This window comes from Mesorhizobium sp. M0145, from assembly GCF_040322355.1.
GTDB lineage: Bacteria > Pseudomonadota > Alphaproteobacteria > Rhizobiales > Rhizobiaceae > Mesorhizobium.
Genome location: NZ_JAMYTK010000001.1, coordinates 557,377 through 582,171, shown reverse-complemented (window position 1 = coordinate 582,171; position 24,795 = coordinate 557,377). Strand labels below are relative to the sequence as shown.

Genomic DNA, 24,795 nt, shown 5'->3' with positions numbered 1-24,795 from the left:
AATCGCAACAGGGCAGCGGGGACGGGTCTGAGATGGTCAAGCCGTTGAAGTTCGGCGTTGTGGGCGTCGGAACAGTAAGTATCCGGGGGTTGATCCCCCATCTTGTGCAAGATGACATTCGTGACAGGGTTCTGCTGACGGCATTGTGCGATCCCGTGGTGGACCGCGTCGAGACAGCTGCACACCAGTATGGGATCACCCAGGCATTTACCTCGTACGAAGAGTTCCTGGCTCGATCGGATGTCGACGCGATTACAATCGCGACTCCCATTGGCCTCCACTATGAGCAGGGCAAGAAGGCCCTGCTTGCGGGCAAGCATGTCCACTTCAACAAAACAATGACCGTCACTGCCGCGGAAGCAACTGAACTAATCGATCTGGCAAGGCAACGAAATCTGCGAATGGTCTCTTCACCGGGTGAGATGCTCCGTCCTCACAACATCAGGACAAAGGAAATGATCCGGGATGGTACAATTGGCGATGTCGCTTGGGCGATCTGTGGGGCTGCGTTCGACGCCTACCACGAGGCCGAACCGGAGCGGGACTTCGGCCCAGGGCGAACTCCAATCGATCCGACATGGTATTATCGAAAGCCCGGCGGAGGCCCGCTCTATGATATGACGGTATATGCGCTTCACGGGCTGACAGGAATCCTGGGACCTGCAAAGGCAGTGACTGCACTGTCGGGAGTCCGTGTTTCAAACCGCAATTTCAATGGAAAGCTTATTCCGACAGAAGCCGACGACAACACGCTGATGCTGCTTGACTTTGGAGAGAGTCTTCTTGCGGTGGTGTACGGCACGGCAGCGGGGGGAATCCGCAATTCCCTCGACTTTAGCGGCACATATTTCGGCACCAAGGGCACCATCGCGGGCCTTACGCTAAATGGCGAGTTCTATGACTATGAGGGGCGCAACACGGCTATCCTGGCGCCCGACAAAGGTAGCAGGCCTGGCTTTGGCGGGAATGAATGGATACTTCCAAACATTGTGGGCGTTCACCGTGAGATCCCGGAACAGCATGTGTTTGCAGACATCATGCAACTGGTCGATGTGATATTGACGGGCGGCGACACGGTCGCCTCGCCAGAACATGCGCGTCACGTGATAGAAATCATTGAGGTTGCATACCGGTCGGCGAGCTCAGGTTCGCGTGAATTTTTACGAACAGTATTTTGAGAATTTCGCGTGGACATCCATGCCCGGCGAAGATGTTTCGTCGGACGCCCTCACTCTTCAACAGGCTTTTCAGACCCTTTGCCGGAGAGGTCGCCGGACATCCGGCTGACGTCTTGCGGAAACAGGTTCCAACCGAAAGGATCATGCGGTGGGACAGACGGTTTTCATCCCTCGTGAGCTCGACGCCAACGAGCCGCGCGTTGCGGCATCGCCCGACACGGTGAAGCGGCTGGCGGCGCTCGGTCTCGACGTGGTTGTCGAAACCGGCGCCGGCACCAGGTCACGCATTCCCGACGAGGAGTTCGCCAAGGCGGGCGCCACGATCGGCAAGGCCGGCGATGCCGCCAAGGCCGATGTGGTGCTGAAAGTGCGCCGGCCAGGCGAAGCGGAGCTCAAGGGCTATAAATCAGGCACCACCGTGATCGCCATCATGGATCCCTACGGCAACGATGCTGCTGTCGCCGCACTTGCCAAGGCCGGTGTCACCGCCTTCTCGATGGAATTCATGCCGCGCATCACCCGTGCCCAGTCGATGGACGTCCTGTCCTCGCAGGCCAATCTCGCCGGCTACCAGGCGGTGATCGACGGCGCTTCCGAATATGACCGGGCACTGCCGATGATGATGACCGCAGCCGGCACCGTGCCGGCGGCAAAGGTCTTCATCATGGGTGTCGGCGTCGCCGGCCTGCAGGCCATCGCCACGGCAAGGCGGCTTGGCGCTGTCGTCACCGCCACCGATGTGCGCCCCGCCGCCAAGGAACAGGTCGCTTCGCTCGGCGCAAAGTTCCTCGCCGTCGAGGACGAGGAATTCAAGGCAGCCGAGACGGCTGGCGGCTACGCCAAGGAAATGTCGAAGGAATACCAGGCCAAGCAGGCTGCACTGACCGCCGAGCACATCGCCAAGCAGGACATCGTCATCACCACGGCACTGATCCCCGGCCGTCCGGCGCCGAAGCTGGTTTCGGCGGCCATGGTCGCCTCGATGAAGCCGGGTTCGGTGCTGGTCGACCTCGCGGTCGAGCGCGGCGGCAATGTCGAGGGCGCGGTGCCGGGTCAGGTCGTGACCACCGCCAACAACGTCAAGATCGTTGGCCATCTCAACGTGCCGGGCCGCGTCGCTGCTTCCGCCTCGCTGCTTTATGCCCGCAACCTGTTCGCCTTCCTCGAAACGCTTGTCGACAAGACCACCAGGACGCTCGCCATCAACCGCGACGACGATCTGGTCAAGGCGACGATGCTGACCGATGGCGGCAAGGTCGTGCATCCCGCCTTCGCCGGCAAGCCGGCGGTGATGATTGCCTCGGTCGAGCCTGCGAAGCCCGCTGCCGCGAAGAAACCAGCCGCTCCAAAGAAACCGGCCGCAGCCAAGTCGAAAGGGATCGCGTGATGGACCAAACCTTGCAGAAAGCCCTCGACCAGCTCGATCAGGCGACTGCCGCCGTCCGGCTCGCGGTGCAGAACCTGGCCACGGCGCCCGGCGGCACTGAGGCGGCGGGCGACGCCGCGCACGCACTGTCCGGCGGCGCCATCGATCCCTTCGTCTTCCGCTTCGCCATCTTCGTGCTGGCGATCTTCGTCGGCTATTATGTCGTCTGGTCGGTGACGCCGGCGCTGCACACGCCGCTGATGGCCGTCACCAACGCCATCTCCTCGGTCATCGTCGTCGGCGCGCTGCTCGCTGTCGGCATCGCGGCCTCCGGGCTTGCCGCGGGCTTCGGCTTCGTCGCCCTGATGCTGGTCTCGGTCAACATCTTCGGCGGCTTCCTCGTTACCCAGCGCATGCTCGCCATGTACAAGAAGAAGGAAAAGTGAAGTGAACGCCAACTTCGCCTCCTTCCTCTATCTGGTCTCCGGCGTCCTGTTCATCATGGCGCTGCGCGGCCTGTCGCATCCGACCACCAGCCGCCAGGGCAATCTCTACGGCATGATCGGCATGGGCATCGCTCTTTGCACCACGCTGGCACTGGCGGCCCCGTCTGTCCCGTCGGCCGGCCGCTATTGGCTGATCGTCCTCGGCCTCGCCATCGGCGGCTCGGTCGGTGCTGTCACCGCACGGCGCATCGCCATGACCTCGATGCCGCAGCTGGTTGCCGCCTTCCACTCGCTGGTCGGCCTTGCCGCTGTCATGGTGGCGGCTGCTGCCATCTACGCGCCTGAAAGCTTCGGCATCGGCACGGCGGGCGACATCCACGCCCAGGCGCTGATCGAGATGAGCCTTGGCGTCGCCATTGGCGCCATCACCTTCACCGGCTCGGTCATCGCCTTCCTGAAGCTCGACGGCCGCATGTCCGGCAAGCCGATCATGATCGGCGGTCGTCACTTCATCAACGCCGCGCTTGGCATCGCGCTGATCGTGTTGATCATCCTGCTCGTCACCACTGAGTCCAAGCTGGTGTTCTGGCTGATCGTCGCGGCCTCGCTTCTCCTCGGCGTCCTCTTGATCATCCCGATCGGCGGCGCCGACATGCCGGTCGTCGTCTCGATGCTGAATTCCTATTCGGGCTGGGCAGCGGCGGCGCTCGGCTTCACCCTCGGCAATCTGGCGCTGATCATCACCGGCGCGCTGGTCGGCTCGTCCGGTGCGATCCTGTCCTACATCATGTGCAAGGGCATGAATCGAAGCTTCATCTCGGTCATCCTCGGCGGCTTCGGCGGCGAGACGGCGGCGGTGGTCAGCGACGGCATCGAGCGCACCGTCAAGCAGGGCTCGGCCGACGACGCGGCCTACCTGATGATGAACGCGCAAAAGGTCATCATCGTGCCCGGCTACGGCATGGCGGTCGCCCAGGCGCAGCATGCGCTGCGCGAGATGGCCGACAAGCTCAAGGCCAACGGCGTCGACGTCAAATACGCCATCCATCCGGTCGCCGGCCGCATGCCTGGGCACATGAACGTGCTGCTGGCCGAGGCCAACGTGCCCTATGACGAGGTGTTCGAGCTGGAGGACATCAACTCGGAGTTCGCGCAGGCCGACGTCGCCTATGTCATCGGCGCCAACGACGTCACCAACCCGTCCGCGCGCGATGACAAGTCCTCACCCATCTACGGCATGCCGATCCTCGACGTCGACAAGGCCCGCACCTGCCTGTTCGTCAAGCGCTCGCTCGGCTCCGGCTATGCCGGCATCGACAACACGCTGTTCTACAAGGACGGCACCATGATGCTGCTCGGCGACGCCAAGAAGATGACCGAGGAGATCGTCAAGGCCATGGATCACTAAGCCCGGCCTGTAGCAGCGACCCTAGTTCTGAATAGAAGGCGCTTGCTCGCGAAGATCAAGAAGGCGGCCGCATACGAGGCGTAGAAATTCATTGTCGATCGTTTCGCCGACGAATTTTGGCGTGCGCCTTTTGCCTCGGAAAGTGACGTCGGACGGGCATCTATTCGGAGTCATCACCGCTGGGTTCGCCACCGAATACGAGAACATACGAAGGATATGGCTGGCTAACCACCCGCTAACTGTTTGTTCTTGTTAAAAGGAGGCGTCCCTCAGCAACTAACATAATCGTTATCCATCAATAGCTTACGAAGCGGTTCGCCAAGGTCGACAAGGAGTTGGTTCAGCCACTCGCCGAAGGCATTTATCTTTATGCCGAATGGCAGCTTTGCGCCCAAATTGTGGTCGTTCCCGCAAACTTTGCTTTGACCTAAAAGCCGACGTTCCGCGGAGGGCCTTGGGTGGAGGCTTCACCCTACACTCCAGAATTACGCAGACTAGGCCAACTGCCTGGCGCATCGATCCACATTTGTTGCGTTCCGCGGCCCCGCGTCTTGCAGGCAGAACTTGCCAGCCAAACTAAACGCCTGCCACTCAGCGCGGTGCTGGATGGCGACGTGGCTACGATCGAAGCGAATTTAGCGCCGTTTGAAGGTCGGCAACCACGGTGGGGATGCTAAACACCTTTCCTGTTATGCCCTCATGCGCCAGATCATTGCGAACGGCATAGTAGTCGGCGATCTTGGTGAAGTTTTGCGATCGCATATCGAGCAGCACGCGCACTCTATTCAGAAATGAGGTTTGTAGCTTTGTCCCGTTTAAGAGCGTCTCCCATGCTCGCCTGTGGCGAAAGAGCGGCTTGCCGGTTCTGGCTTTGACAGCTGTATCGGCGCGGTCGGTGATGTATCGCTCAAATGTTCCGAAGATGATGAGAAAGTATGCGCCATCGTTGATACGGCGAAGTTCGGTGTATCGCGTTATGGCGTGCTGGTGATTGCGCGCCGTCGCGCGGAACAGTTTGCTCGCATAGTCTGTATCAAGCTGCGCATGCAGTTGACTTGCGAGAATTAGTTCTCTCATTGGATGGCTGCGATAAGCTGCTGTTGGCCAAACCTCACGGCCTTCGAGCCTGGTGAGGAGTAAATCATCCAGATTGGGTCATTTGGCGTGTCGCTGGCGTTTATGATCGTCGCTCCACCGCTGGGCGTGAGCACGTCGACTCTGCCGTTCGCGCCAATAACCCACAGACCAACAGGAAAAATTGTTGCAGCAACACGCGTCCCCTTTCGTATCCGCAACATGGGAAGCTTCACAGCGGACACTGCAAAGCGCTGCATCATCTCTTCGTTCATCGAAACAGTCTGCGTCCGGTCGACCGAGTAACCGTGCGGTTCCACCCACCCCTCGATCTGGATGAAGAGCGCTTCAACCTGCTCGACCCATCGGGCTACGCGCTCTTCCACCCTCGCGCTATCAAACTTCTGCGCCGATCGCCGGTTGGAAATGTCCGGACTAACGCCGGTCTCGACCACTTCGGCCAAGCCAAATTGAGCGTCAGGCTGATTCCTGCCCGCTGACCAGATTTGCAGCGTGAGGCTGCCTCGATCCAAAAGCCAGAGTTCCGTTCGATCGAACGGGTACCCCCGGTCGAACGGAAGGCGAGCCCACTTCTCCAGTGTTTTCCCCGGGCGGCTGCCGGTCTTGGTCGCGCTGCCCAGCTTGACCTGCACTGCCACGAATTGTCCGTCCGGGTCAGTGTAAGCGAAGTCATAACCCGGATCGTTGGTTTGTTCTTCTCTTTGATCGGGCAATTTTAAGTGCCCTTCATCGCCGCCAGACAGGATGTCGGATTCACGGAGATTGGGCAAAGTTCGGCGGGAACCGCCAGGCTCAAAAACCAGCTTGCGGTGATCCTTCAACAATAATCGAGGTTGTAACAATCGGCACCCCCTAGTATTATATTAGCGCAAACTCGTACCCCCGCGAAGATAGGACTCAACACATTCGTAGTGCCAGTTTGTTCGCGTCGTCGTGACGAACTCCGCCAGCGTGCACCCCTGCGAGTCCGGTGATGCCGAAGCGTTCAAGATCGCGCTCGCCCCGCGCTGATGGTTCGTCTCGCTGACGGGCAAAAGATACTCGGTTCCCGTGACGGGCTCACAGTGCCGATACTTCGCTCGTCAGGATCGTTCGCCCGCGAAATTGATGAACTTCCAAGGCCGTCGTATCTACTTGTAGACGATTCCTGTTGATTCTCTCCGCTCAGGAAGTCTTGGGGGAACTCATGTCGAAGAAGATTGGGCGAGCGGATATTATCGGCGAGAAAGGCATCGCCCATATCCGGCAGATCGTATTGAGCATGGGTTTTATGTTCTACGAGACCGGCGGTGTCGAAGCTGGAATTGACGGTTACGTCGAGTTGCGTGACGACACTACCGGGGTGGTCAGCAATCTGAGTCTTCAGGTTCAAGGCAAGGCGACCGAGCGCAGCCGTTTGCAGGCGGAAACGGATTCTTCCTTTGAGTTTCCCGTTACGGATTCTGATATTCAATACTGGATGCATGGAACGGCACCCGTCCTGCTGATCGTCGTCAAATTGCAGGATGGAAAGGCGTATTGGAAATCCATCAAGGAGTGGTTTGGCAATGCTGAGAACCTCTCATCCAAGAGAGTAGTCTTTGACAAACAGCAAGACGCATTCACCGTCGATGCTAAGAACGCGCTCGTTTCAGTTGCAGCCTCTGTCCGTCCGGGCTCAACAGGTCCCAGCGTACGCCTTCATGAATCCTTGCTGCTAAACCTCCTGGAGGTGGACTTCGTCAACACGATCTACTGGGCACCGACGGACCACGGCTCCGACAGATCATTCGGCGCGGCCCTGCGTAGTCTCGATGCCAAAGCACCCTCTGAGTGGATTGTGAGAGAAAACGCGGTCCTATCCTTCCATAACTTAGACAAGTGGCCCTGGAACAAGGTGTGCGACACCACCGCGCTCGAGGAGTTCGACACGTCCGAGTGGTCAGGCAGTGATAACGACGACCGCGTTCGGGATTTCACCGCACTCTTGAACAGGACGCTCGGAGAATTCGCTCGCCCAAACTTGTACAGGGATCGAGACTCAAAGGTCCTCTTCTTCACGAAGCCCAAGAACCGCGAGAAGCTGAACTACCCGTATCGGAGCCTACAAAACACCACCACTCGGCGCGTAGTCGGCCCATACGGCCGGCAGCGGTCGAACCCAGCCAAACCAGCATATTTCCGTCACTCAGGTTTCCGTGCGCAGTTCGTTTGTTACGCTAAGAAGTGGTTCGTAGAGGTCACTCCCACATATCACTTCACCAGAGACGGGTTGGAGCCGGACCTGCTGTCGGGAGAGCACCTCAAGAAAATAAAGGAGCTTGAGAACAACGCGGCTGTGATGGGACAGTTCGTGATGTGGCGCGCCTTCCTGACGACGCACAGGGCCGGCGGAGATCTGCTTACAGCTGCCTATCCGTTCCTTCGCTTCCGTGAGACCGCCCCGATGGAACTGGAGGTAGGAGTGCCCGATACGTTGTGGGCGTCGCAAGAACCTAATGCTGCCTCGCCGCTCTTCGACTTCGACAAAATGCAGGGAGGGGTCGAATGAGACTATCTCACCTAGCCGAGCCAGAGTTGGAATTCGGAGGCGGGCTGCGACACACCGATATTCGCTTCGGTGTTATGGACTACGGCCCGTTCGACCTGAATGCACAGAATGCACCCAAGCGCATCAAACTGGGAATCATCGGAAGCGCCGAGACTTTGGAAGGAACCGCCAAGTGGGTGCAGTCCTGCTCTGAAGGTTTCGAGGCCAAGCCGAGCAGGCAGCCCAACCTCTTCCCAGCGTTTCCCGGTCTTCAAAACGATGAAACCTTTCACTGCGACTTCTTCACATCGAGTGAACTCCAGCGAGGCCTTCCTTCAAAAGAAATCGCAAGGTTGGTCGCGATCCCAGGGCAGAGAGAGGTCACCCGGGCCGTGGTGGAATCCATGGTCGAGGAGATCTCCGTTCTGGCCGAGCAGACAGTAAAGCCGGATGTGATATTGATAGCGCTGCCGGTAGAAATCATCGAGAGAACGGTGAACGCGAGGGAGACGCTTGACGAGGACAAGGATGAGGCTGAGGCCGGAGGAGACCCAGACTTCCGCGGCATGCTAAAAGCGGCCGCGATGCGGTTCCGCATCCCGATACAGCTGATCTGGCCTACGACGTACGATCCGTCGTATCGCATCTCGAGAAAGCTCAAGGAAAGCAGCCAACGGCGTACGCAGGATGCGGCAACCATCGCTTGGAACCTCGTGACTGCGATCTACTACAAGGCAGGCGGATTGCCCTGGCGGCTTGCGCGTGATGCACGTGAACGCAGGACGTCATTCGTTGGGTTGAGCTTCTACAGGTCTGTCGATGGCGAATACGTCCATACCAGCACAGCTCAGATGTTCGACGAACGAGGCGAGGGCCTCATCCTCCGCGGTGGCCGGATGGTGGAAAGCGAAGAAGATCGCTCACCCCACCTCACCGCGGAGGACGCGTATACCCTTCTCCGGGACTCCCTGAAGGTGTTCCGCAAGCAGCATGACCATTACCCGGCGCGGGTGGTCCTTCACAAGACATCGAAGTTTGACCGCAACGAACTGGATGGCTTTCACAAAGCGATAGACGAGCGAGATATCGACTACGCAGACTTTATTTGGATTCGGAAGTCGATGACCCGCCTCTACCGACTCGGCGTTTATCCGCCGCTCAGGGGTAGCTTACTGCGGATCGATAAAGACCAGGCTCTGCTCTATACTAAAGGCAGTGTCGAGTTTTTCCGAACGTACCCGGGAATGTACATCCCAAGGCCGCTTCTGCTTCGCTGTCAGGTTCTTGGCCAGCCTCTCCAGCACATAGCCCACGAGACCCTGGCGCTGACAAAAATGAACTGGAACAATACTCAGTTCGACAACGGGCTCCCCATCACGATCGCAGCCGCCCGGCAAGTGGGGGAAGTTCTGAAGTACGTCGGTGAGGATCAGGAGATAGCACCCCGGTACAGTTTCTACATGTGACTTGCCGATCCCAAAGCGCGGCAGGCTGCATGCGGACTAGCTTAACAGGATCGCGGTATCGATGCGCGTGGTGCGATCCGGGTCCGACGGCAGCTATTCGAGGCTCGGCACCTTAAAGCGGACCGTCCGAAGACGGCCCATGGACGAAGCCGCTCGCGCGGCACTGGCGCCCGTGGTGAGGGTCCAGCAATGATCTGAACGCCGTGCATTTGTGGGTTTGCGGTCCTGGCTGACGATTGGGGTCTTCTCAACCATCAGACAGGAGGTTCCCATGACGGAGGAGAGGACCACCCCGCTGCGCGAGCGGATGATCGAAGACATGCGCATCCGCGGGATGGGCGACAAAGCCCAGCAGGCTCATATCCGAGCCATCAAGGATTTCGCCAGGTTTCTGAAGCGATCTCCGGACACCGCCACACCTGATGACCTGCGCGCCTACCAGCTGCACATGACGAATGCCGGGGTGACACCCACGACATTCAATGCCCGCATCGTGGCGCTGCGGTTCTTTTTCGGCACCACCTGCGGGCGTGAGGACATGAGGCGGCATATGCAGTTTCGCCGCCAGCCGCGGAAGCTGCCCGTGGTGCTCAGCGTCGAGGAGGTTTCCGACCTTCTGATGGCGGCCCAGGGCCGGGCCTCAAATATCGAGCGGCGCTCAGCATCTCCTATGGGGCCGGGCTAAGGGCGTCAGAGGTCTGTAACCTCAAGATCGGCGACATCGACAGTAACCGGATGCTGATCCATGTCGAACAGGGCAAGGGGCAAAAGGACCGCAAGGTCATGCTGTCGCCCGGGCTGCTGGAGCTCTTGCGCGCCTACTGGCGCGAGGCGCGGCCGCAGGGCTGGCTGTTTCCCGGCAAACCCAGGATCAACCCGATCTCGCCGCGGCAGCTCAACCGCGCCTTCACCTCGGCCAAAAACATGGCTGGGATCGACAAACCCGCAACGCTGCACACGTTGCGGCGCAGCTTCGCCACGCATCTCCTGGAAGCGAACACCGATGTCAGGGTCATTCAGGTCCTGCTCGGGCATGCCCGGCTCAATACCACTGCGATCTATGCCCACGTTGCCACCAAGACGATCCGCGGCACGGTCAGCCCGTTCGAGGCGTTGAAGAAGCTTCAGGACCAAACGCTCCGACGCGGATTGGAGTAGCGCCCCGGTCACGTGGCCCGGGCCACGCTGGAGATCGCTGACATCTTTCGCACCTACGGCTCCGCGTGGCGGCGGGCCAATGCCGGGCATGTCAGCCTGGCCCAGCTCAAGGTCATGTCGGCGATTGAAGCCTGCCGAACCGAGGCGCTCGGCGGGCATGTGGCGGCTTGCACCAAGTGCGGGCATAACCACATCGCCTATAATTCCTGCAAGAACCGGCACTGTCCGAAGTGCCAAGGACCTGCGGCGCGGGATTGGATGGCCGCCCGCGCCGCGGATCTGCTGCCCGTGGAATATTTCCACGTCGTCTTCACCTTGCCTGCCGAGATCGCTCAGATCGCCTACTGGAACAAGAAGGCTGTCTATGACCTGCTGTTTCGGGCATCGGCCGAGACGCTGAGCACGATCGCGGCCGATCCCAAGCGGCTCGGCGCACGCATCGGCATGACCAGCGTGCTGCACACATGGGGATCGGCGCTGACGCATCACCCGCATGTCCATATCATCGTGCCCGGAGGGGGACTGTCGCCGGATGGCACGCGGTGGATCGGCTGCCGCCCCGGGTTCTTTCTGTCCGTGCGGGTCTTATCGCGGCTGTTCCGACGGCTCTTTCTGGAAGGCCTGATGGCGCTGCATCGATCAGGCGATCTGGCCTTCTTCGGGGATCTGGCCGGGCTTGCACAGGCTGACACCTTCGCCGCCTGGCTCGCGCCGCTACGCAAATCCGAATGGGTCGTCTACGCCAAGCCACCGTTCGGCGGTCCCGAGGCCGTGCTGGCCTATCTCAGCCGCTACACCCATCGCGTGGCGATCTCGAACAGCCGCCTGATCAGCGCGGATGCCGAGACTGTCACCTTCCGCTGGAAGGATTACCGGATCAAGAATGGCGACCGTCACAAGGTGATGCGGCTGGCCACCGGAGAGTTCATCCGCCGCTTCCTGATCCACGTGCTGCCCGACGGGTTCCACCGCATCCGCCATTACGGCCTGCTGGCCAGCGCGGGCCGCAAGGCCAATGTCGCCAAGATCCGTGCGTTGCTCGGGGCGGAAGCGCCATCGCCAGATGTAGCGCCAAACGCCGAGATCACCCCGCTTATCCTGAGGGAGCCATGCCCGGACTGCGGCGGCCCGATGCGCATCGTCGAGATATTCCGCCGTGGCCAGCAACCCAGATCCCGGGCGCCACCGAGGGAAAAGGCCGCATGACGAAATGCATGCCACATCAGCCAAGGCCGGCCCGGATCTGCGGTGCGCTCCGGGGTGGCGCCGGTTTGCGTCAGGCTTTGCCGAACACCGCAAAATCGCCGAGACACAACGGCAGACGGCCTCAAGGACCAGCCCTCATCACATCATTGGCCGTTGTTGCGCCAACCCGATTGCTGCTGTCGTGCCCGCCGGTCACCGCCAGCCGCACGCTTTCCCCATAGGCTCCACCCAGCCCCCGCGGCCTCCTCCTTGGGAGGTTTTTCAACGCGGGCCGACACAGGCCCAGCCGCCACCGTCACGCCGCGGCCCGCATCGAAAAACCTTCACCAATTCCGACATTCGTTCTAGGACCGCAGCGCGCTTGCGATCTTCTGCCACTCGGGAATGTCGTCGAAACGGTACTTACGCAGTCCGGACAACTTTGTGAAAAGGTCGAAGGAGTGAAGCGTCTTCAGGATCAGCAGCGGCGCATTGTAAGAAGCCATCACAACGCCCGAAAGAGTGCTTCGTCGTTCGGCAAGCAACGTCTCGAGGACCGCGCTTTCATTTTGGGGATCAGCGAGCCAGGCTCCGTCTTCGGAAACGAATGTTACCGACACGGATTCGGCAGCTGGGTGAACGATCTCGCATAGTTTCGCGTATAGAGGCTTCACTCCGGGGATTTTCATCCGATCGACGTAGTCAATGTACTTAAACGTCGGCATTGCATTGTGACTGTCAGGGGCTGTTTCAGTTTTTGCCACTTTGCGGGCATGCGTGAAGTGTATCAGGGAATCTTCCAGCTCCTTCGAAATGATCATCGCGTCAGGGGCGTGACCTGAAATTTCAGCCTTGACCGCTTCCTTGATTCTCGCGAGCGTATGCGCCACGGGACTCAGGCTATGACCGATGTCGCCTGCTGACTCGATAAGGCTTCTACATGCTGATGCGCAGCCGTAGAGGCTTCCAGCCTCATGTTCACGGATCGCAACCTCGATCCATCTAGTTGTTCGGAAAACCGATGCGACGGATGCCATATGCGCCCTGTTGAGCATCTCGGTCCAATAGACGCGCCCAGAGTACTCCCGGCCAGTTTCTTCATTCAGAGACTTGCGCTCGAATTCGGACAAGTCCTCGAATGTGTACTTCTCCTTGATCAGGTCAGGCGCGATGTCATTGATAATGCGGCCGTAGATCTCGGAGGTCTTTCCGAACACGGCGGACATTTTCTTGATGTCCAGGTGGAGTGACGGTGTCGGGGGTGAGCCACTGGCCATGAAGCCTCTATCGACTGTCGGACTTTCCGGAACAGCGCTTCCTGCCCGGCCAAGCCGAGCAGTGGAGTCGGTCTACCGCCGGATTGCAATAGGGCGTCACTCGTCAGCCGACCGCTTCCCTGAACCCGGAAGCAATTGTGTCCGGGGTCGGTCCAGACTTCGTCGCTTACTATCTCGTCCGGAATGACCCGGAGCATGCCATGCGGCCGCCGACGGGGCTCGGGCGACAGCAGCAGGAAATCCGTCTCACCGGGTTTCTAAGACTTGTCCGCAGCGGGTCGTTCTCCGGCCCCAAATCGCGACATTTGCAGATTGCTCTAAAAAGGGCGACTCCTGGCGCGACTTTGTCGTCCCGGAGCAACCGGCTCGAGGCCACTAGCCCGTGAAACAAATTCGGCCTTTAGATCATCCTAAGCGAACAGCGCCGAACTAGGAGTCGGTGCCAAATGTCCAAGTTGGATCGTTCGGCTCGTGAGCGAATGAAAATGCACGAATTTCGCTGGGAAATCGCTCTGGACTTCATGGAATACCTTGTGGCACATACGCGGGCCAGGAGCCACACAGGAGCCGCGGGGTCTCACAAACACCGCGAACGGACTTGGTGGTTGCATGCGGGTGTGGTGGAATTGGTAGACGCGCTGGATTCAAAATCCAGTTCCGAAAGGAGTGTCGGTTCGAGCCCGACCACCCGCACCACTTCTTAATTCAATGGCATTCGGCAGTCAGGCCGTTTGAATTAGACCCGGCTCCCCGGGGCGTCGGCAACGTCACATGCGCCCTCGGAAAGCGAAGGCCTCGCGTTCGAATCGCGGCGAGGCGCCAACATTCTTCAGAGATTCTAACTACGAATCTGGGTGGTCAGGAGTTCGAATCTCTTCGGGCGCGCCATTATTTCAATAACTTAGCTGGACTCCGCAGACTAAAGTTTTGGATTAGTCTGCGATTTAGTCTGCGGAAAACGTCTTGATGGGCGCCGGGTGTGCGGATGCGAGGCCTACCTCCGAAGGCAGAGGTCACAGGTTCGAATCCTGTCGGCTGCGCCAATTTTCCTTTTTATTTCAATGTATTAGTTGGCCGCAGACGAAATGTGTTTGCGCAGGCAATGTGCCCGTAAGCAGTGGAGCGAGCTTTGGCCACTAGGTTGAACGACGTCTGATTGGCATAATTGTGCGTTGGATTCATTCATTTTTTGGGAAGCGATGCGTCAGATGATCCAGCGGAACGGATGAGCGTTGCTCCCGACGGCAGCACTCAGCCCGTTCGGTTCGATGGGTTTAAGCTCAAGCTACAGGAGAGGATAGCGGCGAACACCTGTCCGAGCATGCGCATCGTAGCGTCGGGGGGATCGGTGATAGCGGAGGACCGCTTTCAATGGAATCGCGTCAAATCACCAGTACATACATCGGCTATTTGAGGTTCGCCTCAAGCTTTTCATCCCCAAAAGAATTGCCTCCCAGGTGCGGCTCGATATCCGAAGCTTGGCGATCCTATCCCACATCCGAGATACCTCCTCAGAAACATGATCGATAATAGTGCTGCAGACGCGCCACCGCAATTGCTTGCCGCGATCACCTCCGAGAGCGCTCCCAGGATTGCTCATTCCGACGACGTACATCAATAGGACGTAGCGAGGATCGACCCGCCTCCGCCAATCGGACCGAGCGTACACCCGATCAGTGATCCTGAAACCGATCGCGGGCAGGAACTGCTGGAGAGAGCCATCCGATTCGTCACTAACCCCAGACCGATGCTGGCAGCGCGTCGAGCGGCATCCTCAGATAACGCCGGCCATTTTCCTCGACCTGAGGCAGTTCCCCTCCGCGGATATTGACCTGCAGGGCATGCAATATGAGTTTTGGCATTGGCAATGTCCTGTCTCGGGCCTCTCGAAGCCTGATGAACGTACTCCGCGAATGAGCGGCGACATGCGGGTTTTTCTCTTTCTGCTCCGCTACCGAACTCTCCCACAGAGCCTGGCGCCCTCCCGGCCTGTAGTCATGCCCGGTGAAGAGGCGCGTCGGGTCGGGTAGGCTCAAAATGTCCTGGATCGACTTCCATAGGTCAGCTGCGCTGCCACCTGGAAAATCTGCACGGGCGGAGCCGCTATCGGGCATGAAAAGTGTGTCGTGAATGAACGCTGCATCGCCGATGACATAGCTTATCGACGCCAAGGTGTGTCCTGGCGAGTGCATGACGCGCGCTTCCAGCTCGCCGATGTTGAAGGTCTCGCCGTCGCAAAACAGCCGATCCCATTGTGAGCCGTCACACGGGAGATCCGAGAAGTTATAGATCCGTTGCCAGATCCGCTGCACTTGCTTCACGTGCTCGCCGATAGCTGTCGGCACGCCGGTTTTTGCCTTGAGATAGCGCGCGGCCGAAAAGTGATCCGCATGCGGATGGGTGTCCAGGATCCACTCGAGCTTCAAATTGCGGCTGTTGATGTAGTGGAGGATCGCGTCCGCATTTGTCGTTGCTGTCGAGCCAGACTTTTCGTCGAAATCGAGTACGGGGTCGATGATGGCGCATCTTCGTGAACTCGGGCATGCAACGACATATTGGATGCTGCCCGTCCGTGCATCATAGAACCCGGCGACTTCAGGCTGCTGCATGGGCAATGCCCTCGACTGCGGCTCGCGGGAAGAAGATCGCCCGGCCAGGATCGAGGTCGTAGTCATGTTCGAAGTCCGTTGCGTCCGACGCAATCTGCGCTACAGCATCGAGTATGAACTGCACCTTCTCGTCCGGCAGCAGAACGCTGAAATTCAACCGGGTGAACCCAGGCTTTTTCATTTCGTCGCCGGAGAGAATGGCTTGCCTGATTTCCTCGGACCGTTCGTCGTCGATCGACAGCAGTCTGTGGACATACGGGCCGGCGCAGGCGCAGCCACCGCGCGCCTGGATCCCGAACCGGTCGCTTAGCATGCGCGTGATCAGCTGCTGGTGGACGTAGCCGTCCTTTCCGTTTTTGACCCGGAAGGAAAAGATCGGAAGCCGCTCAGGATCCGATAGACCGAGGAGCTCCAGCCGCGGCAGGGCTTTCCATGCGCGAAAAGCACGACGCGCCAGCTCGCGATTGCGCGCTGTCATCGCGTCGAGTCCGATCGCGTCTTTGACGATGAAGGCCAGCGCGGCTCGTATGTCGCCGATCACGTTCGGCGTGCCGGCTTCCTCGCGGGATTCCAGACTGTCGCTGTAATCGTGTGTCTTGGGGGAGACAAACTTCACCGTCCCGCCACCTGGCCACGACGGCGTTTTCGTCGAAGGTCCGTCGCGTCGAACGATCAAGATGCCGGAGGCGCCGGGACCCCCGAGGAACTTGTGGGGCGAAACAACTATCGCGTCGATCTGGGCATCAGGGGCGGGCGACATGGAAATCGGCAGGTAAGGACCCGCCCCGGCATAGTCCCAGATCATCTTTGCGCCAGCGGCCTTCGCGATCGCGGTGATGGCCGCGACATCGCTGGTGATGCCCGTGACGTTCGAGGCCGCGGACATCGAGCATATCGTCAGATCTGACGACCCCCCGCCAACAGCGTCCTTGAGCTGAGACAGGTCCGGCCCGCCAGACGGATGCTCAGCGATTTCCACGATTTCTGCCCCGCTCTCGCGCCAGGGCAGAATGTTGGAATGATGCTCATAGGGACCGATAATGATCCGAGGGCGCTTGCCCGCTGCCACGGCTTCAGCGACGCTGAATAGCTTGACGAGGCGGTTGATCCCCGACGTAGCGCCGGAGCCGGTGAAGATCACAGCATGCCGTTCGGTGGCCCCGCAGAATTGACCGATCAGGGCGCGCGCTTCCCGACGCATGCGGGTCATGAAGCCTCCGCAATACGAGGCTTCCGTGTGGCTGTTGGCGTAGTACGGCAGGACCTCCTCAAGGACAAAGCGCTCGATCTGACGGAGTGCGCGGCCTGACGCGACATAGTCGGCGTACACCAGGTCCTTTGGCCCGTAGGGACCCACGATTTTCGCCGTCGATCCCACAAGCGCATCCCGGAGGTCGGCGGTCACGTCAGCCTTTTTCTTCAGCCCCTGGCGGAACTTTGACAGAGGGGTCTCGGTCTGCCTCGTCGTTGGGCGAGCTGCTTGCATGGTCAGTCTCCCCGGCTCGGATATTGACTTAGATTGTAACCTGCTCCACGGTCGGAAAATTCACCTATTTCCTGCAATTTTTTGCTAGTGACGTGTCAAATGATCGAAGATCGGGCGAAAATTGATGCATTTGATATGAAGATTTTGACAGCCATGCAGATCGATGCAAGCCTTTCGCAGCGAGATTTGGCGGAGAGGGTCGGCTTGTCCCAGAATGCGTGCTGGCGGCGGATCCAGCGCCTGCAGTCGCTAGGTCTTATCCGCGGGTCGCACAGTAATATCGATCTGCGAGCGCTGGGGCTCGACCTGACGGTTTTCGTAATGGTTCGCACCCGCCACCATTCCAAGGAGTGGAGTGAGGCGTTCCGTGCCCATGTCGAACGGTTGCCGGAGGTGATCGATTTCTATCGGATCGGAGGGGATTGGGACTACCTGATCAAGGTCGTGACACAAGGCATGTCCGGCTACGATGCATTCTACCAGAAACTGATCACGAACTTCGACCTGGCTACGGTGACAGGCTTCTTTTCCATGGAAGCGATCATCAACAATCGTCCAGTGGATCTGACCAATCTGCGATGAGGCGGCGCCCGCTGTAGGGCGCTTCGCCTTCATCGTCGCCAAGCCTTCGGCCGTGGCTCACCAGGGTGAGGTGTCGGTTTTTTACAAGAGCCCGCAGGTCTGGCAGAGCGTTCGCCCATCAGGTGTTTGCAGGCCTCAACTGAGCCTTGAGCTCCTCCGGATTTGATGCGCGGGTCCTGACGACGCTTCGCTCAGGTCCGCACCCTAAGGGCTTGCTCCAGCCTGTCGGCAATCTGGGTGACGATATAGGCAATCACCATGTAGATCACGACGGCAATCACGAAGGCTTCGAGGTAGTAGTAGTTCAGCGCGGCGGTCAGCTGGGACTGGGCGAAGATATCGACAACCTCGATGGCGAATCCGAGAGAAAGCGCCTTCATGATGACCATCATCGAGGTTGTCAGGTCGGGAATTGCCGTGAGAGCCACCTGGGGAAACAGAATCCGTCGGAACAATTGGCCGTTCGTATAGCCAAGGGAATGGGCGGCGTCTGACTGACCGGTGTCAAAGGCGTTCAGGGCTCCTTTGATAATCTCCGATTGGAACGCAGCGATACAGCCTGTCACCGCAATAATAAGGATAACCGAGTTGGGTGTTTCGTGGGCGTTGAAGTTGATTCCGAGCAACGAGAGCAGGAACTGGAATGCCGGGGGCAGACCGAAATAGGCGAGGAAAATCACGATGACCATCGGAACGCCCTTGAAGACGATCTTGTAAGCCATGATGAGCTCTCGCAGCACCGGGACTCGTCTGTATTCGACGAGTGCAAAAATGCTGCCGACTAGCGTCGACAAGACGAAAATCGTCAGCGCCATTCCAAGCGTTACAGGTACGGCGCCCAGAATTTCCTGGGTGTCCTGGAGCAAAATTTCGGTATCGAACATGGTTTAATACCCTTTAGGTCAGACGCTGGCGATGGCCGCGTTCTTGATCTGAGCTGTTGTCGTGGCCTCAGGCGCCTGCATCGGCGAGCGAAGCTCGAACAAGTGCACGATAAACCAGGCAATCAGGCACATCAGCGCATAGATGACGGCCAGGACGAGGTATGTTTCGAACTGGTACTGGTTATAGTCGCGCTCCATGATCAAGTGCGCGGTCGCCATCACGTCGGCCGCCCCGATGTACATGACCAGCGCAACGTTATGGATCAGGTAGATGATGGAATTTCCATAGCCGGGCAATGCGAAGTGCACCGCTTGCGGGCCCACGATGCGGGTGATCTTCTGGCGAAAGGTATATCCTAGACTGTCGGCCGCATCATGCTGGCCGCGATCGACGGCCAGGTATGCGGGCCGAAGGACTTCCGACAGATAGCCGCCATGGTAAAAGCTCAGTCCGACCATCGCAGCGATCGTCGGCGAGAAGAAATCTGCGGAGCCGAACAGGGCCACCAATAGGGGGAGCCCGTAGAACGCGACGAACAACTGGAGGACGACGGGAACGCTGCGGGCATAGGACACGTAGAGGTCGGTGAGGTGGCTGACCACTGGTATCCTGCGAATCCGCAATGTTGTCGCAACGAGCGCCAAGCAAAAGCCGACCAACATGGCGGTAAACGTGATAGCGAGCGTCAGCGGCAATGCCGAGAGCAACTCGGGAATCATAGCAGAAACATCCACTTTGAAACGCTCCTTCTTACAATTCAGCCTTGCCGCTGACGATATCTACTCAGATCACATCATTTCATATACTTGACGATGCCTTCGCCAAACCACTTCTGCGATAGCTTTTCGATTGTGCCGTCGTCTTTCAACTCCTTGAGAACTTTGTTCACGTCATCGACCAGAACCTTGTTTTCATCTGACCTGTGAATAAGCATATAGGTGTTGTTGCTGAAGACTGGTTCGGACGCCACGATGTCGAGCTTCTTTTCCTCAATGACGGTCTGCTCACCCAGGTTCGAAGGCAGGACCAGCGCGTCGAACTTGCCGTTCTGAACTTCGTCCAGTCGGTTCGGGTACGGAATACCGGCGCTCGACGCCGTGACGTCAAGCTTGTATTGCGGATTTTCTTTTTGCCAGTTCATAATGAACTTGTAGGTTCCGCCGCCGGCCGTGGTCGGAACGATCCTCTTGCCGACCAGGTCCTTCATTTCTTTGATGCCGCTGCCTTTCTTGCTGTAGATCTTCATCAGGCTGGCGCCCATGGGGTTTTCCGGAATGAAGAACTGCTTGGCGCGCTCGGGTGACTTGTAGTAACCGCCGACCGCGATGTCGTATTTGCCTGTGGCCAGGCCGGTTTCCTGCGCGATGTCGGAGACACCTTCCATTTCGAACTTGTATTGCGGCAGCTTTGCGTTGATCGCCCTCAGCAGATCGGGTTCATACCCTTGCGGCTCGACGCCGAGCGCGCCCCAAGCCAATGGCTTGGATTCGGCAGAGGTCGCGATCTTGATTGTCCGAACGGTCTGACCATAACTGATCCCTGCTGTCGCAAGGGCAATTGCGATGCCGCCGGCGACGGCCAGGGCATGACGACGCGAAAAACTGGATTTGATTGCAGACATTTCTTGGGTTCCCTTCTTGTTGGATTATTGAAAAGCGAGTTCAGACTGCAGGAATTGAGCAAGTCGCGGGCTGGAAGGCGCATCGAAGATCTCAGCCGGACTGCCGTCGGCGGCAACCACGCCACGATCCATGAAGACGATCCGGTTCGAGATGTTCTTTGCGAATTGCATCTCGTGCGTCACAAGCAGCGAGGTGATGCCGGACGACGTGACGTCCTTGATCACCTTCAGGACTTCACCGACGAGTTCAGGATCCAGCGATGATGTCGGTTCGTCGAAGAGCATCACATCCGGCCGAACCGCCAGCGCACGTGCGATGCCTGTACGCTGGAGCTGGCCACCTGAGAGCTGGGACGGATAGCTGTCCCGCTTCGCTGAGAGGCCGACCCTTTCGAGCTCTCGCAGCGCGATTTCACGCGCCTCGTCCGTGGACTTGCGCTGCACTACGACCAGCGGATCCATCACGTTCTGGAGGACGGTCATGTTCTTGAAGACGTTGAATTGCTGAAAGACCATCGCTGTCCGGAGCCGGATCGCCTGGATGGCTGCCTTGTCGGCGCGCTGATAGTCCATCCGAATCTGGTCGAACGCGATGGTTCCAGATGCAGGCTTAACCAGGTAGTTGATGCATTTCAGCAGGGTGGTCTTGCCGGTGCCGCTTGGGCCGATGATTGACACAACGTCACCTCGCTTTACCGAGAGATTGACGCCGTTCAGGACCTGCGTGCTTCCGTAGGACAGCTTTATATCTTTGAGTTCAAGCATTCTGATTGGTGCCCTTCAGAGTGTGGGACGGAGTGCCTTGACCGCATGCGACATCATCACACGCTCTCCGCATGGCCGAGAACGTGCATCAGCCGGTTTGCCCAGCCGAAGATCGATATGGCGTGGATCAAGTCGATGATCTCGCGGTCATCCATGCCAACTGATCGCAGCGCGGCGATATCGTCTGCCGTCGCTTCCGACGGCGCCGCCGACAGGCGGCGGGCAAAGCTGTAGATTGCCGCATCGCGCGGCCCAAGCTTTTCGGGTTTGTCGAGGTACAGCGCGGTGACCACATCGTCGCTCTTGGTCAACTCCGCATGTCGGCGGGCGTGAACAACGGCACAGAATTTGCAGCCATTGACCATTGATGCGCCCAACGCGCCAAGTTCGCGATCGGGACGGGCGAGCCCGCCCTCGACGTACATGATCGCGTTGAACAAGATGGTGCGGGCAAGATAGCTTTCCGGATCATGGACAAGGGTCCGTACATATTCCGAAACTTTCTTGGCGGAGGGCGTAACCTTCATCGCATCGAGTTGTTCCGGCGTGGCTTCGGATAGCTCGACTGGCGCGATGTATGGCTGCCAGTTCAGCGGCTTCAGGCGCACCGAGGAAATCATGACGACCTCATCAATCGCAAGCCGGTCGCTACCCGTGTCTGGAAGTTGACGAAGGCAATCAGTTCGGACAGCGCGACGATCTGAGGATTGCTCAATCCGGCCTGGGCGAGCAGGGCGATGTGGCTCGCCTGCGCCTTTTTCGGCGTCAGCGTGATCAGGTCGACATGACGGGCGATGCTCGCCAATGGCTCCTCGAGATCCGTTTCGCCCCGAGCCAATGCCCCGAGCTGCTCTGTCGGACCAAGTTGGGCCAGTTGCACATCATATTCGGCCATCAGGACCGGATCGGCATTCAGAGCGGCCATGCGACTGGCCAGAGCAACCCTCAAATTCGGCGCCAGCCCCTGATCGTTTGCTGGCTGTAGGACGGAGAGGCGACATTCCTCCGCCCCTTGCACGAATTCAGGCCGAAACCGCCGTGCGGCGAAAAGAGCATCGGCTGGCGAAATACCGGCGGCCTTGTCCATTGCGTCGATCACTGCGCGGCCTCCTTTTGCAGCAAGGGTGTTGAATCGACCCATTCGTCGCCCAGAAGTTCCGGGGTGTCGTAAGCGATCAGATTGGCGAAGTGGGTTTCGACATCTTCGGCAAACAGCGACGCGGCAATGCCGCGGACCAGACGATCAGCCCCGGCACTGACGGCCGGGATATCGCCGGAGACCTTGCCGTGGGTCAGCATGGCGGCATCGTTGAAGCAGTGGATATGCGCCAGCATCGGGCACGAACCCGCGACGCGTTCGCGAAACTCGAAGGCGGGGCCGAGATCCGGCCCCTCCGACATGCCTGCACGCGGCGGCCCCATGTCTGGCGTATATCGGCCATCGGACCAGGTGCGGATATGAAGGGCGAGCGCTGCAAATTCCGGGCGGTCGCTGAAGTCGTTTGAAAAGCCGGTTGCCGCGATCAGGAAATCGTAGCGCATTGGTCCTTGCGTGGTTTCGACCAGCAGGCTTCCCCCATCTTCCTTTACCGAGACTATGCCGCAGTCGAGAAAGAACCGGGCATTGGGGTGGCGAGACACGCGGAGCGTCGAGGAACGCGGCGGCGGCGTCTGGGTCGAGGCGGTGTAGTCGAAGAACTTCCATTTCCAGGCATCGGGCAGGTGATAGATGCCGTGTACAACGCCCTGGCTGCCGATGCCGGTCAGCTTGTTGATGCGCGGCATTTCCTTGCGGCGGATCAACATGTCGACTGAGCCGGCGCCCGCCTCGAGCGCCGTCGCGGCATTGTCCATGGAGGAGGCACCGGCACCGATGACCGCCACACGCTTGCCTTTCAGTGCATCGAAATCGATGTCATCGGCAGAATGGGACCAATAGGCGCGATCGATGCCCTTGAGGAAATCGGGCACGGCAAAACCGCCTAGGCCGGACCGGCCAGTGGCCAGAACGAGACGACGGGTGAGAACCCGGCCGGTTTCCGCGCCATCGATATTGATCGCAATCAGATCTCCAACAGGGGCTAGTCCGGTCATGCGCACGCTGTTGCGCACCGGCAGGCCAAGAACCTTGCGGTACCAGACCAGGTAATCCATCCACTGGCCCTTGGGGATTTTGTCCAGCGACCGCCAGGCCTCAACGCCCCATTGCGCCGTGAACCAGGCGCGGAACGTCAATTGCGGCAGGCCGAGCGACGGACCGTGCAGGGTTTTCGGGGACCGGAGCGTTTGCATGCGGGCAAACGTTACCCACGGTCCCTCGAGCCCGGCCGGAGCCGCATCATAGGCCACGACATTGGTTATCCCGGTCAGCACCAGCTTTGCCGTGGCAGCAAGTCCGCACATGCCGGCGCCAATGACGATGACGTCACGGACCGGGACGCCATTCTCCGTGCGCGTCGGAACCCAAGGTTTGGCCGGCAGCTCGAGAAACTCGAGATCCTGTGCAAGCTGTGCTTCCAGCGCAGCGAGCCCCGCCGGCGGTGTGGGGGTATGCTTCATATTCCAGTCCCGTGATTTGTGCCGGATTCAGAACCGTTCACCAACCGGCCGGCCAAGGCCGGATCGAGCTTCGTGAAACCCGCGATTGACCGTTCAGCCACTGCTTCGACCGCATCCATCAAAGCCCGGGCGACTGGACGAAGCGGGCGCTTTTCGGCAGCCAAAACGCCCCAATAAAACAGGACGGTCACGTCGATCGGACGGATGACGACATCGGGCAGGGCAACGCCATAAGCGGTGAGGGGATCGATGACTGCCGCAGCGCCAGTCTGGCGCACGATCTGCAACGCGCCGTACGCGGTATTGGTCCGGATCATTGGACCGGTGTCGATGCCCCTGGCCGCCAGTGCCTTGGAGACATGCAACTGAAAACGCAGCGGATTGAGCAGCGTGGCGACGCGTCGACCGGCAAAAGCCGAAAGCGGGATCACATCAAGTTCAGCCAGCGGATCGTCCTTCCGCACGGCAGCCACATCAGGCGCCGAATAGAGCCTCAGGACATCCAGGCCCGGCGTGTCGAGTGGCAGGCTCGAAAAACCGATCTCGGCACGACCGCTGCGCACTTCCTGGGCAACGATCGAGGGAAGAAACTGCCCCAGATGCGTCTCGTGCGGAAGCTCCACACCTTGGAGCTCAGCCAGGGCCGTTGGGATCAAGCCGGTGCCGATCGCTGACGTAGTGACAATCTGCAGGATCCGCCCTCGGCCGGCGGCAATCATTTTGGCCCGAGCCGCGAGTTCAGTGAAGGACATCAGCAAGCGCCGCGCTTCCTCCTCGAAAGCCACACCCTCTTCGGACAACTGCACGCGTCGACCGACCCGATCCAGCAATTCGAAGCCGAGCTCTGCCTCGAGATCCTGGATGGTGCGCGTGACTGAAGGCTGGGAACGTCCGAGCACGTCAGCCGCCTTGGTGATGCTGCCGCTGGCAGCAACAGCAAGGAAGGCCTGGAGATCTCGAGTTTCCATTTACGCCTACATGCGCGTTGTGTATGAGTAAGATCGTCTCATGCAGATTTGATATATGTCAAGGCGGAAATGAAAATATGGCCTGAGACGTGTCGGTGATTCGCCATGTGGTCGGAACGGTTCGCCAGCCCCAGAGCGTCGGCAATCGTCCTGCTATGTGGCTCGGGTGTGTGTGCACCCTGCCAGCAACGGCCTGGGAGCTGCGATCCATCACGAATGAAACAGGAGAAAT

The 24,795-nt window shown here is 59.2% G+C and carries 21 protein-coding genes, 2 tRNA genes and 1 pseudogene; 11 read left to right on the top strand and 13 right to left on the bottom strand.

All coding sequences use genetic code 11. From position 1 onward, the window contains the following. Positions 1-32: 32 nt before the first annotated feature. From NKJ28_RS02925 to NKJ28_RS02910, 4 genes are all read left to right on the top strand, one after another. Positions 33-1,178 (top strand): Gfo/Idh/MocA family protein, encoded by a 1,146-nt coding sequence (locus NKJ28_RS02925; protein ID WP_352633962.1) that lies wholly within the window; start codon positions 33-35, stop codon positions 1,176-1,178. 148 nt (positions 1,179-1,326) lie between these two features. After that, entirely contained in the window at positions 1,327-2,565 is a 1,239-nt protein-coding gene (locus NKJ28_RS02920) for a Re/Si-specific NAD(P)(+) transhydrogenase subunit alpha (protein WP_352633960.1), read from the top strand. Then, positions 2,565-2,990, top strand: coding sequence for an NAD(P) transhydrogenase subunit alpha part 2 (locus NKJ28_RS02915; RefSeq protein ID WP_502898263.1), 426 nt, complete (start codon positions 2,565-2,567; stop codon positions 2,988-2,990). The genes NKJ28_RS02920 and NKJ28_RS02915 overlap by 1 nt, the downstream gene beginning before the upstream one ends. Before the next feature lies 1 nt (position 2,991). Further along, the gene (locus NKJ28_RS02910; RefSeq protein WP_352633956.1) at positions 2,992-4,398 is read left to right on the top strand and encodes an NAD(P)(+) transhydrogenase (Re/Si-specific) subunit beta; all 1,407 of its coding nucleotides are present in this window, start codon (positions 2,992-2,994) and stop codon (positions 4,396-4,398) included. A 618-nt stretch (positions 4,399-5,016) separates the two neighbouring features. Here the strand turns inward: NKJ28_RS02910 and NKJ28_RS02905 are convergent. Together NKJ28_RS02905 and NKJ28_RS02900 are read right to left on the bottom strand one after the other, a co-directional pair. Further along, on the bottom strand, positions 5,017-5,475 hold the full coding sequence (locus NKJ28_RS02905; RefSeq protein WP_352633954.1) for a hypothetical protein: 459 nt from the start codon (positions 5,473-5,475) through the stop codon (positions 5,017-5,019). Continuing rightward, on the bottom strand, positions 5,472-6,314 hold the full coding sequence (locus NKJ28_RS02900; RefSeq protein WP_352633952.1) for a hypothetical protein: 843 nt from the start codon (positions 6,312-6,314) through the stop codon (positions 5,472-5,474). The genes NKJ28_RS02905 and NKJ28_RS02900 overlap by 4 nt, the downstream gene beginning before the upstream one ends. 365 nt (positions 6,315-6,679) lie before the next feature. Here NKJ28_RS02900 and NKJ28_RS02895 point away from each other — a divergent pair, with 365 nt between their 5' ends. The 4 genes and pseudogenes from NKJ28_RS02895 to NKJ28_RS02880 all read left to right on the top strand — a co-directional run bounded on the left by NKJ28_RS02895 (position 6,680) and on the right by NKJ28_RS02880 (position 11,832). Then, positions 6,680-8,023, top strand: a complete 1,344-nt coding sequence (locus NKJ28_RS02895) for a DUF4365 domain-containing protein (protein ID WP_352633950.1) — start codon at positions 6,680-6,682, stop codon at positions 8,021-8,023. Next, the gene (locus NKJ28_RS02890; protein WP_352633948.1) at positions 8,020-9,468 is read left to right on the top strand and encodes an argonaute/piwi family protein; all 1,449 of its coding nucleotides are present in this window, start codon (positions 8,020-8,022) and stop codon (positions 9,466-9,468) included. Before NKJ28_RS02895 ends, NKJ28_RS02890 begins: the two co-directional genes overlap by 4 nt. Positions 9,469-9,739: 271 nt before the next feature. Next, a pseudogene (locus NKJ28_RS02885) lies at positions 9,740-10,626 on the top strand (tyrosine-type recombinase/integrase). A 12-nt stretch (positions 10,627-10,638) separates the two neighbouring features. Next, positions 10,639-11,832, top strand: a complete 1,194-nt coding sequence (locus NKJ28_RS02880; protein ID WP_352633946.1) for an IS91 family transposase — start codon at positions 10,639-10,641, stop codon at positions 11,830-11,832. 344 nt (positions 11,833-12,176) lie between these two features. Here the strand turns inward: NKJ28_RS02880 and NKJ28_RS02875 are convergent, their stop codons facing one another. After that, entirely contained in the window at positions 12,177-13,037 is an 861-nt protein-coding gene (locus NKJ28_RS02875; protein WP_352633944.1) for a hypothetical protein, read from the bottom strand. A gap of 662 nt (positions 13,038-13,699) precedes the next feature. On the opposite strand from NKJ28_RS02875, the gene NKJ28_RS02870 reads away from it, so the two are divergent. Continuing rightward, positions 13,700-13,784: transfer RNA gene (locus tag NKJ28_RS02870), tRNA-Leu, on the top strand. Positions 13,785-13,874: 90 nt separating this feature from the next. Then, positions 13,875-13,976, top strand: a tRNA-OTHER gene (locus NKJ28_RS02865). Positions 13,977-14,821: 845 nt separating this feature from the next. On the opposite strand, the gene NKJ28_RS02860 is transcribed toward NKJ28_RS02865, so the two are convergent. Then, positions 14,822-15,697 (bottom strand): MBL fold metallo-hydrolase, encoded by an 876-nt coding sequence (locus NKJ28_RS02860; protein WP_352633942.1) that lies wholly within the window; start codon positions 15,695-15,697, stop codon positions 14,822-14,824. After that, on the bottom strand, positions 15,684-17,183 hold the full coding sequence (locus NKJ28_RS02855) for an aminotransferase class V-fold PLP-dependent enzyme (protein WP_352633940.1): 1,500 nt from the start codon (positions 17,181-17,183) through the stop codon (positions 15,684-15,686). The genes NKJ28_RS02860 and NKJ28_RS02855 overlap by 14 nt, the downstream gene beginning before the upstream one ends. A 99-nt stretch (positions 17,184-17,282) precedes the next feature. Here NKJ28_RS02855 and NKJ28_RS02850 point away from each other — a divergent pair, with 99 nt between their 5' ends. Next, positions 17,283-17,765 carry an Lrp/AsnC family transcriptional regulator gene (locus NKJ28_RS02850; protein ID WP_023721564.1) on the top strand — a complete coding sequence of 161 codons (483 nt, stop codon included), beginning with the start codon at positions 17,283-17,285 and terminating at the stop codon, positions 17,763-17,765. Between the two features lie 191 nt (positions 17,766-17,956). Here NKJ28_RS02850 and NKJ28_RS02845 read toward each other — a convergent pair whose 3' ends face one another. Genes NKJ28_RS02845 through NKJ28_RS02810 form a run of 8 tightly spaced genes read right to left on the bottom strand, consistent with a single transcriptional unit; the run spans position 17,957 to position 24,563 of the window. Then, entirely contained in the window at positions 17,957-18,649 is a 693-nt protein-coding gene (locus tag NKJ28_RS02845; protein WP_352452053.1) for an amino acid ABC transporter permease, read from the bottom strand. An 18-nt stretch (positions 18,650-18,667) separates the two neighbouring features. Next, positions 18,668-19,384: an amino acid ABC transporter permease gene (locus NKJ28_RS02840; RefSeq protein ID WP_031194726.1), complete on the bottom strand. Its 717-nt coding sequence runs from the start codon at positions 19,382-19,384 to the stop codon at positions 18,668-18,670. A gap of 59 nt (positions 19,385-19,443) precedes the next feature. Beyond that, positions 19,444-20,271 carry a transporter substrate-binding domain-containing protein gene (locus NKJ28_RS02835; RefSeq protein ID WP_352633937.1) on the bottom strand — a complete coding sequence of 276 codons (828 nt, stop codon included), beginning with the start codon at positions 20,269-20,271 and terminating at the stop codon, positions 19,444-19,446. Between the two features lie 24 nt (positions 20,272-20,295). Further along, the gene (locus NKJ28_RS02830; RefSeq protein ID WP_352454991.1) at positions 20,296-21,036 is read right to left on the bottom strand and encodes an amino acid ABC transporter ATP-binding protein; all 741 of its coding nucleotides are present in this window, start codon (positions 21,034-21,036) and stop codon (positions 20,296-20,298) included. 56 nt (positions 21,037-21,092) lie between these two features. Then, complete coding sequence (locus NKJ28_RS02825) at positions 21,093-21,656, bottom strand: peroxidase-related enzyme (RefSeq protein WP_352633935.1); 564 nt, start codon at positions 21,654-21,656, stop codon at positions 21,093-21,095. Beyond that, the gene (locus NKJ28_RS02820; RefSeq protein WP_352633933.1) at positions 21,653-22,123 is read right to left on the bottom strand and encodes a CMD domain-containing protein; all 471 of its coding nucleotides are present in this window, start codon (positions 22,121-22,123) and stop codon (positions 21,653-21,655) included. Before NKJ28_RS02820 ends, NKJ28_RS02825 begins: the two co-directional genes overlap by 4 nt. Before the next feature lie 8 nt (positions 22,124-22,131). Continuing rightward, positions 22,132-23,595, bottom strand: coding sequence for an NAD(P)-binding domain-containing protein (locus NKJ28_RS02815; protein WP_352633931.1), 1,464 nt, complete (start codon positions 23,593-23,595; stop codon positions 22,132-22,134). Beyond that, positions 23,592-24,563 carry a LysR family transcriptional regulator gene (locus NKJ28_RS02810; protein WP_352633929.1) on the bottom strand — a complete coding sequence of 324 codons (972 nt, stop codon included), beginning with the start codon at positions 24,561-24,563 and terminating at the stop codon, positions 23,592-23,594. Before NKJ28_RS02810 ends, NKJ28_RS02815 begins: the two co-directional genes overlap by 4 nt. Positions 24,564-24,795 lie beyond the last annotated feature (232 nt).

Excerpts from the sequence above, each read along its gene's own strand:
- NKJ28_RS02925 (WP_352633962.1), top strand. The coding sequence starts at position 33 with ATGGTCAAGCCGTTGAAGTTCGGCGTTGTGGGCGTCGGAACAGTAAGT.
- NKJ28_RS02915 (WP_502898263.1), top strand. The coding sequence starts at position 2,565 with ATGGACCAAACCTTGCAGAAAGCCCTCGACCAGCTCGATCAGGCGACT.
- NKJ28_RS02905 (WP_352633954.1), bottom strand. The coding sequence starts at position 5,475 with ATGAGAGAACTAATTCTCGCAAGTCAACTGCATGCGCAGCTTGATACA.
- NKJ28_RS02895 (WP_352633950.1), top strand. The coding sequence starts at position 6,680 with ATGTCGAAGAAGATTGGGCGAGCGGATATTATCGGCGAGAAAGGCATC.
- NKJ28_RS02890 (WP_352633948.1), top strand. The coding sequence starts at position 8,020 with ATGAGACTATCTCACCTAGCCGAGCCAGAGTTGGAATTCGGAGGCGGG.
- NKJ28_RS02875 (WP_352633944.1), bottom strand. The coding sequence starts at position 13,037 with ATGTCCGCCGTGTTCGGAAAGACCTCCGAGATCTACGGCCGCATTATC.
- NKJ28_RS02860 (WP_352633942.1), bottom strand. The coding sequence starts at position 15,697 with ATGCAGCAGCCTGAAGTCGCCGGGTTCTATGATGCACGGACGGGCAGC.
- NKJ28_RS02855 (WP_352633940.1), bottom strand. The coding sequence starts at position 17,183 with ATGCAAGCAGCTCGCCCAACGACGAGGCAGACCGAGACCCCTCTGTCA.
- NKJ28_RS02850 (WP_023721564.1), top strand. The coding sequence starts at position 17,283 with ATGATCGAAGATCGGGCGAAAATTGATGCATTTGATATGAAGATTTTG.
- NKJ28_RS02845 (WP_352452053.1), bottom strand. The coding sequence starts at position 18,649 with ATGTTCGATACCGAAATTTTGCTCCAGGACACCCAGGAAATTCTGGGC.
- NKJ28_RS02835 (WP_352633937.1), bottom strand. The coding sequence starts at position 20,271 with ATGTCTGCAATCAAATCCAGTTTTTCGCGTCGTCATGCCCTGGCCGTC.
- NKJ28_RS02830 (WP_352454991.1), bottom strand. The coding sequence starts at position 21,036 with ATGCTTGAACTCAAAGATATAAAGCTGTCCTACGGAAGCACGCAGGTC.
- NKJ28_RS02825 (WP_352633935.1), bottom strand. The coding sequence starts at position 21,656 with ATGATTTCCTCGGTGCGCCTGAAGCCGCTGAACTGGCAGCCATACATC.
- NKJ28_RS02820 (WP_352633933.1), bottom strand. The coding sequence starts at position 22,123 with ATGGACAAGGCCGCCGGTATTTCGCCAGCCGATGCTCTTTTCGCCGCA.
- NKJ28_RS02815 (WP_352633931.1), bottom strand. The coding sequence starts at position 23,595 with ATGAAGCATACCCCCACACCGCCGGCGGGGCTCGCTGCGCTGGAAGCA.
- NKJ28_RS02810 (WP_352633929.1), bottom strand. The coding sequence starts at position 24,563 with ATGGAAACTCGAGATCTCCAGGCCTTCCTTGCTGTTGCTGCCAGCGGC.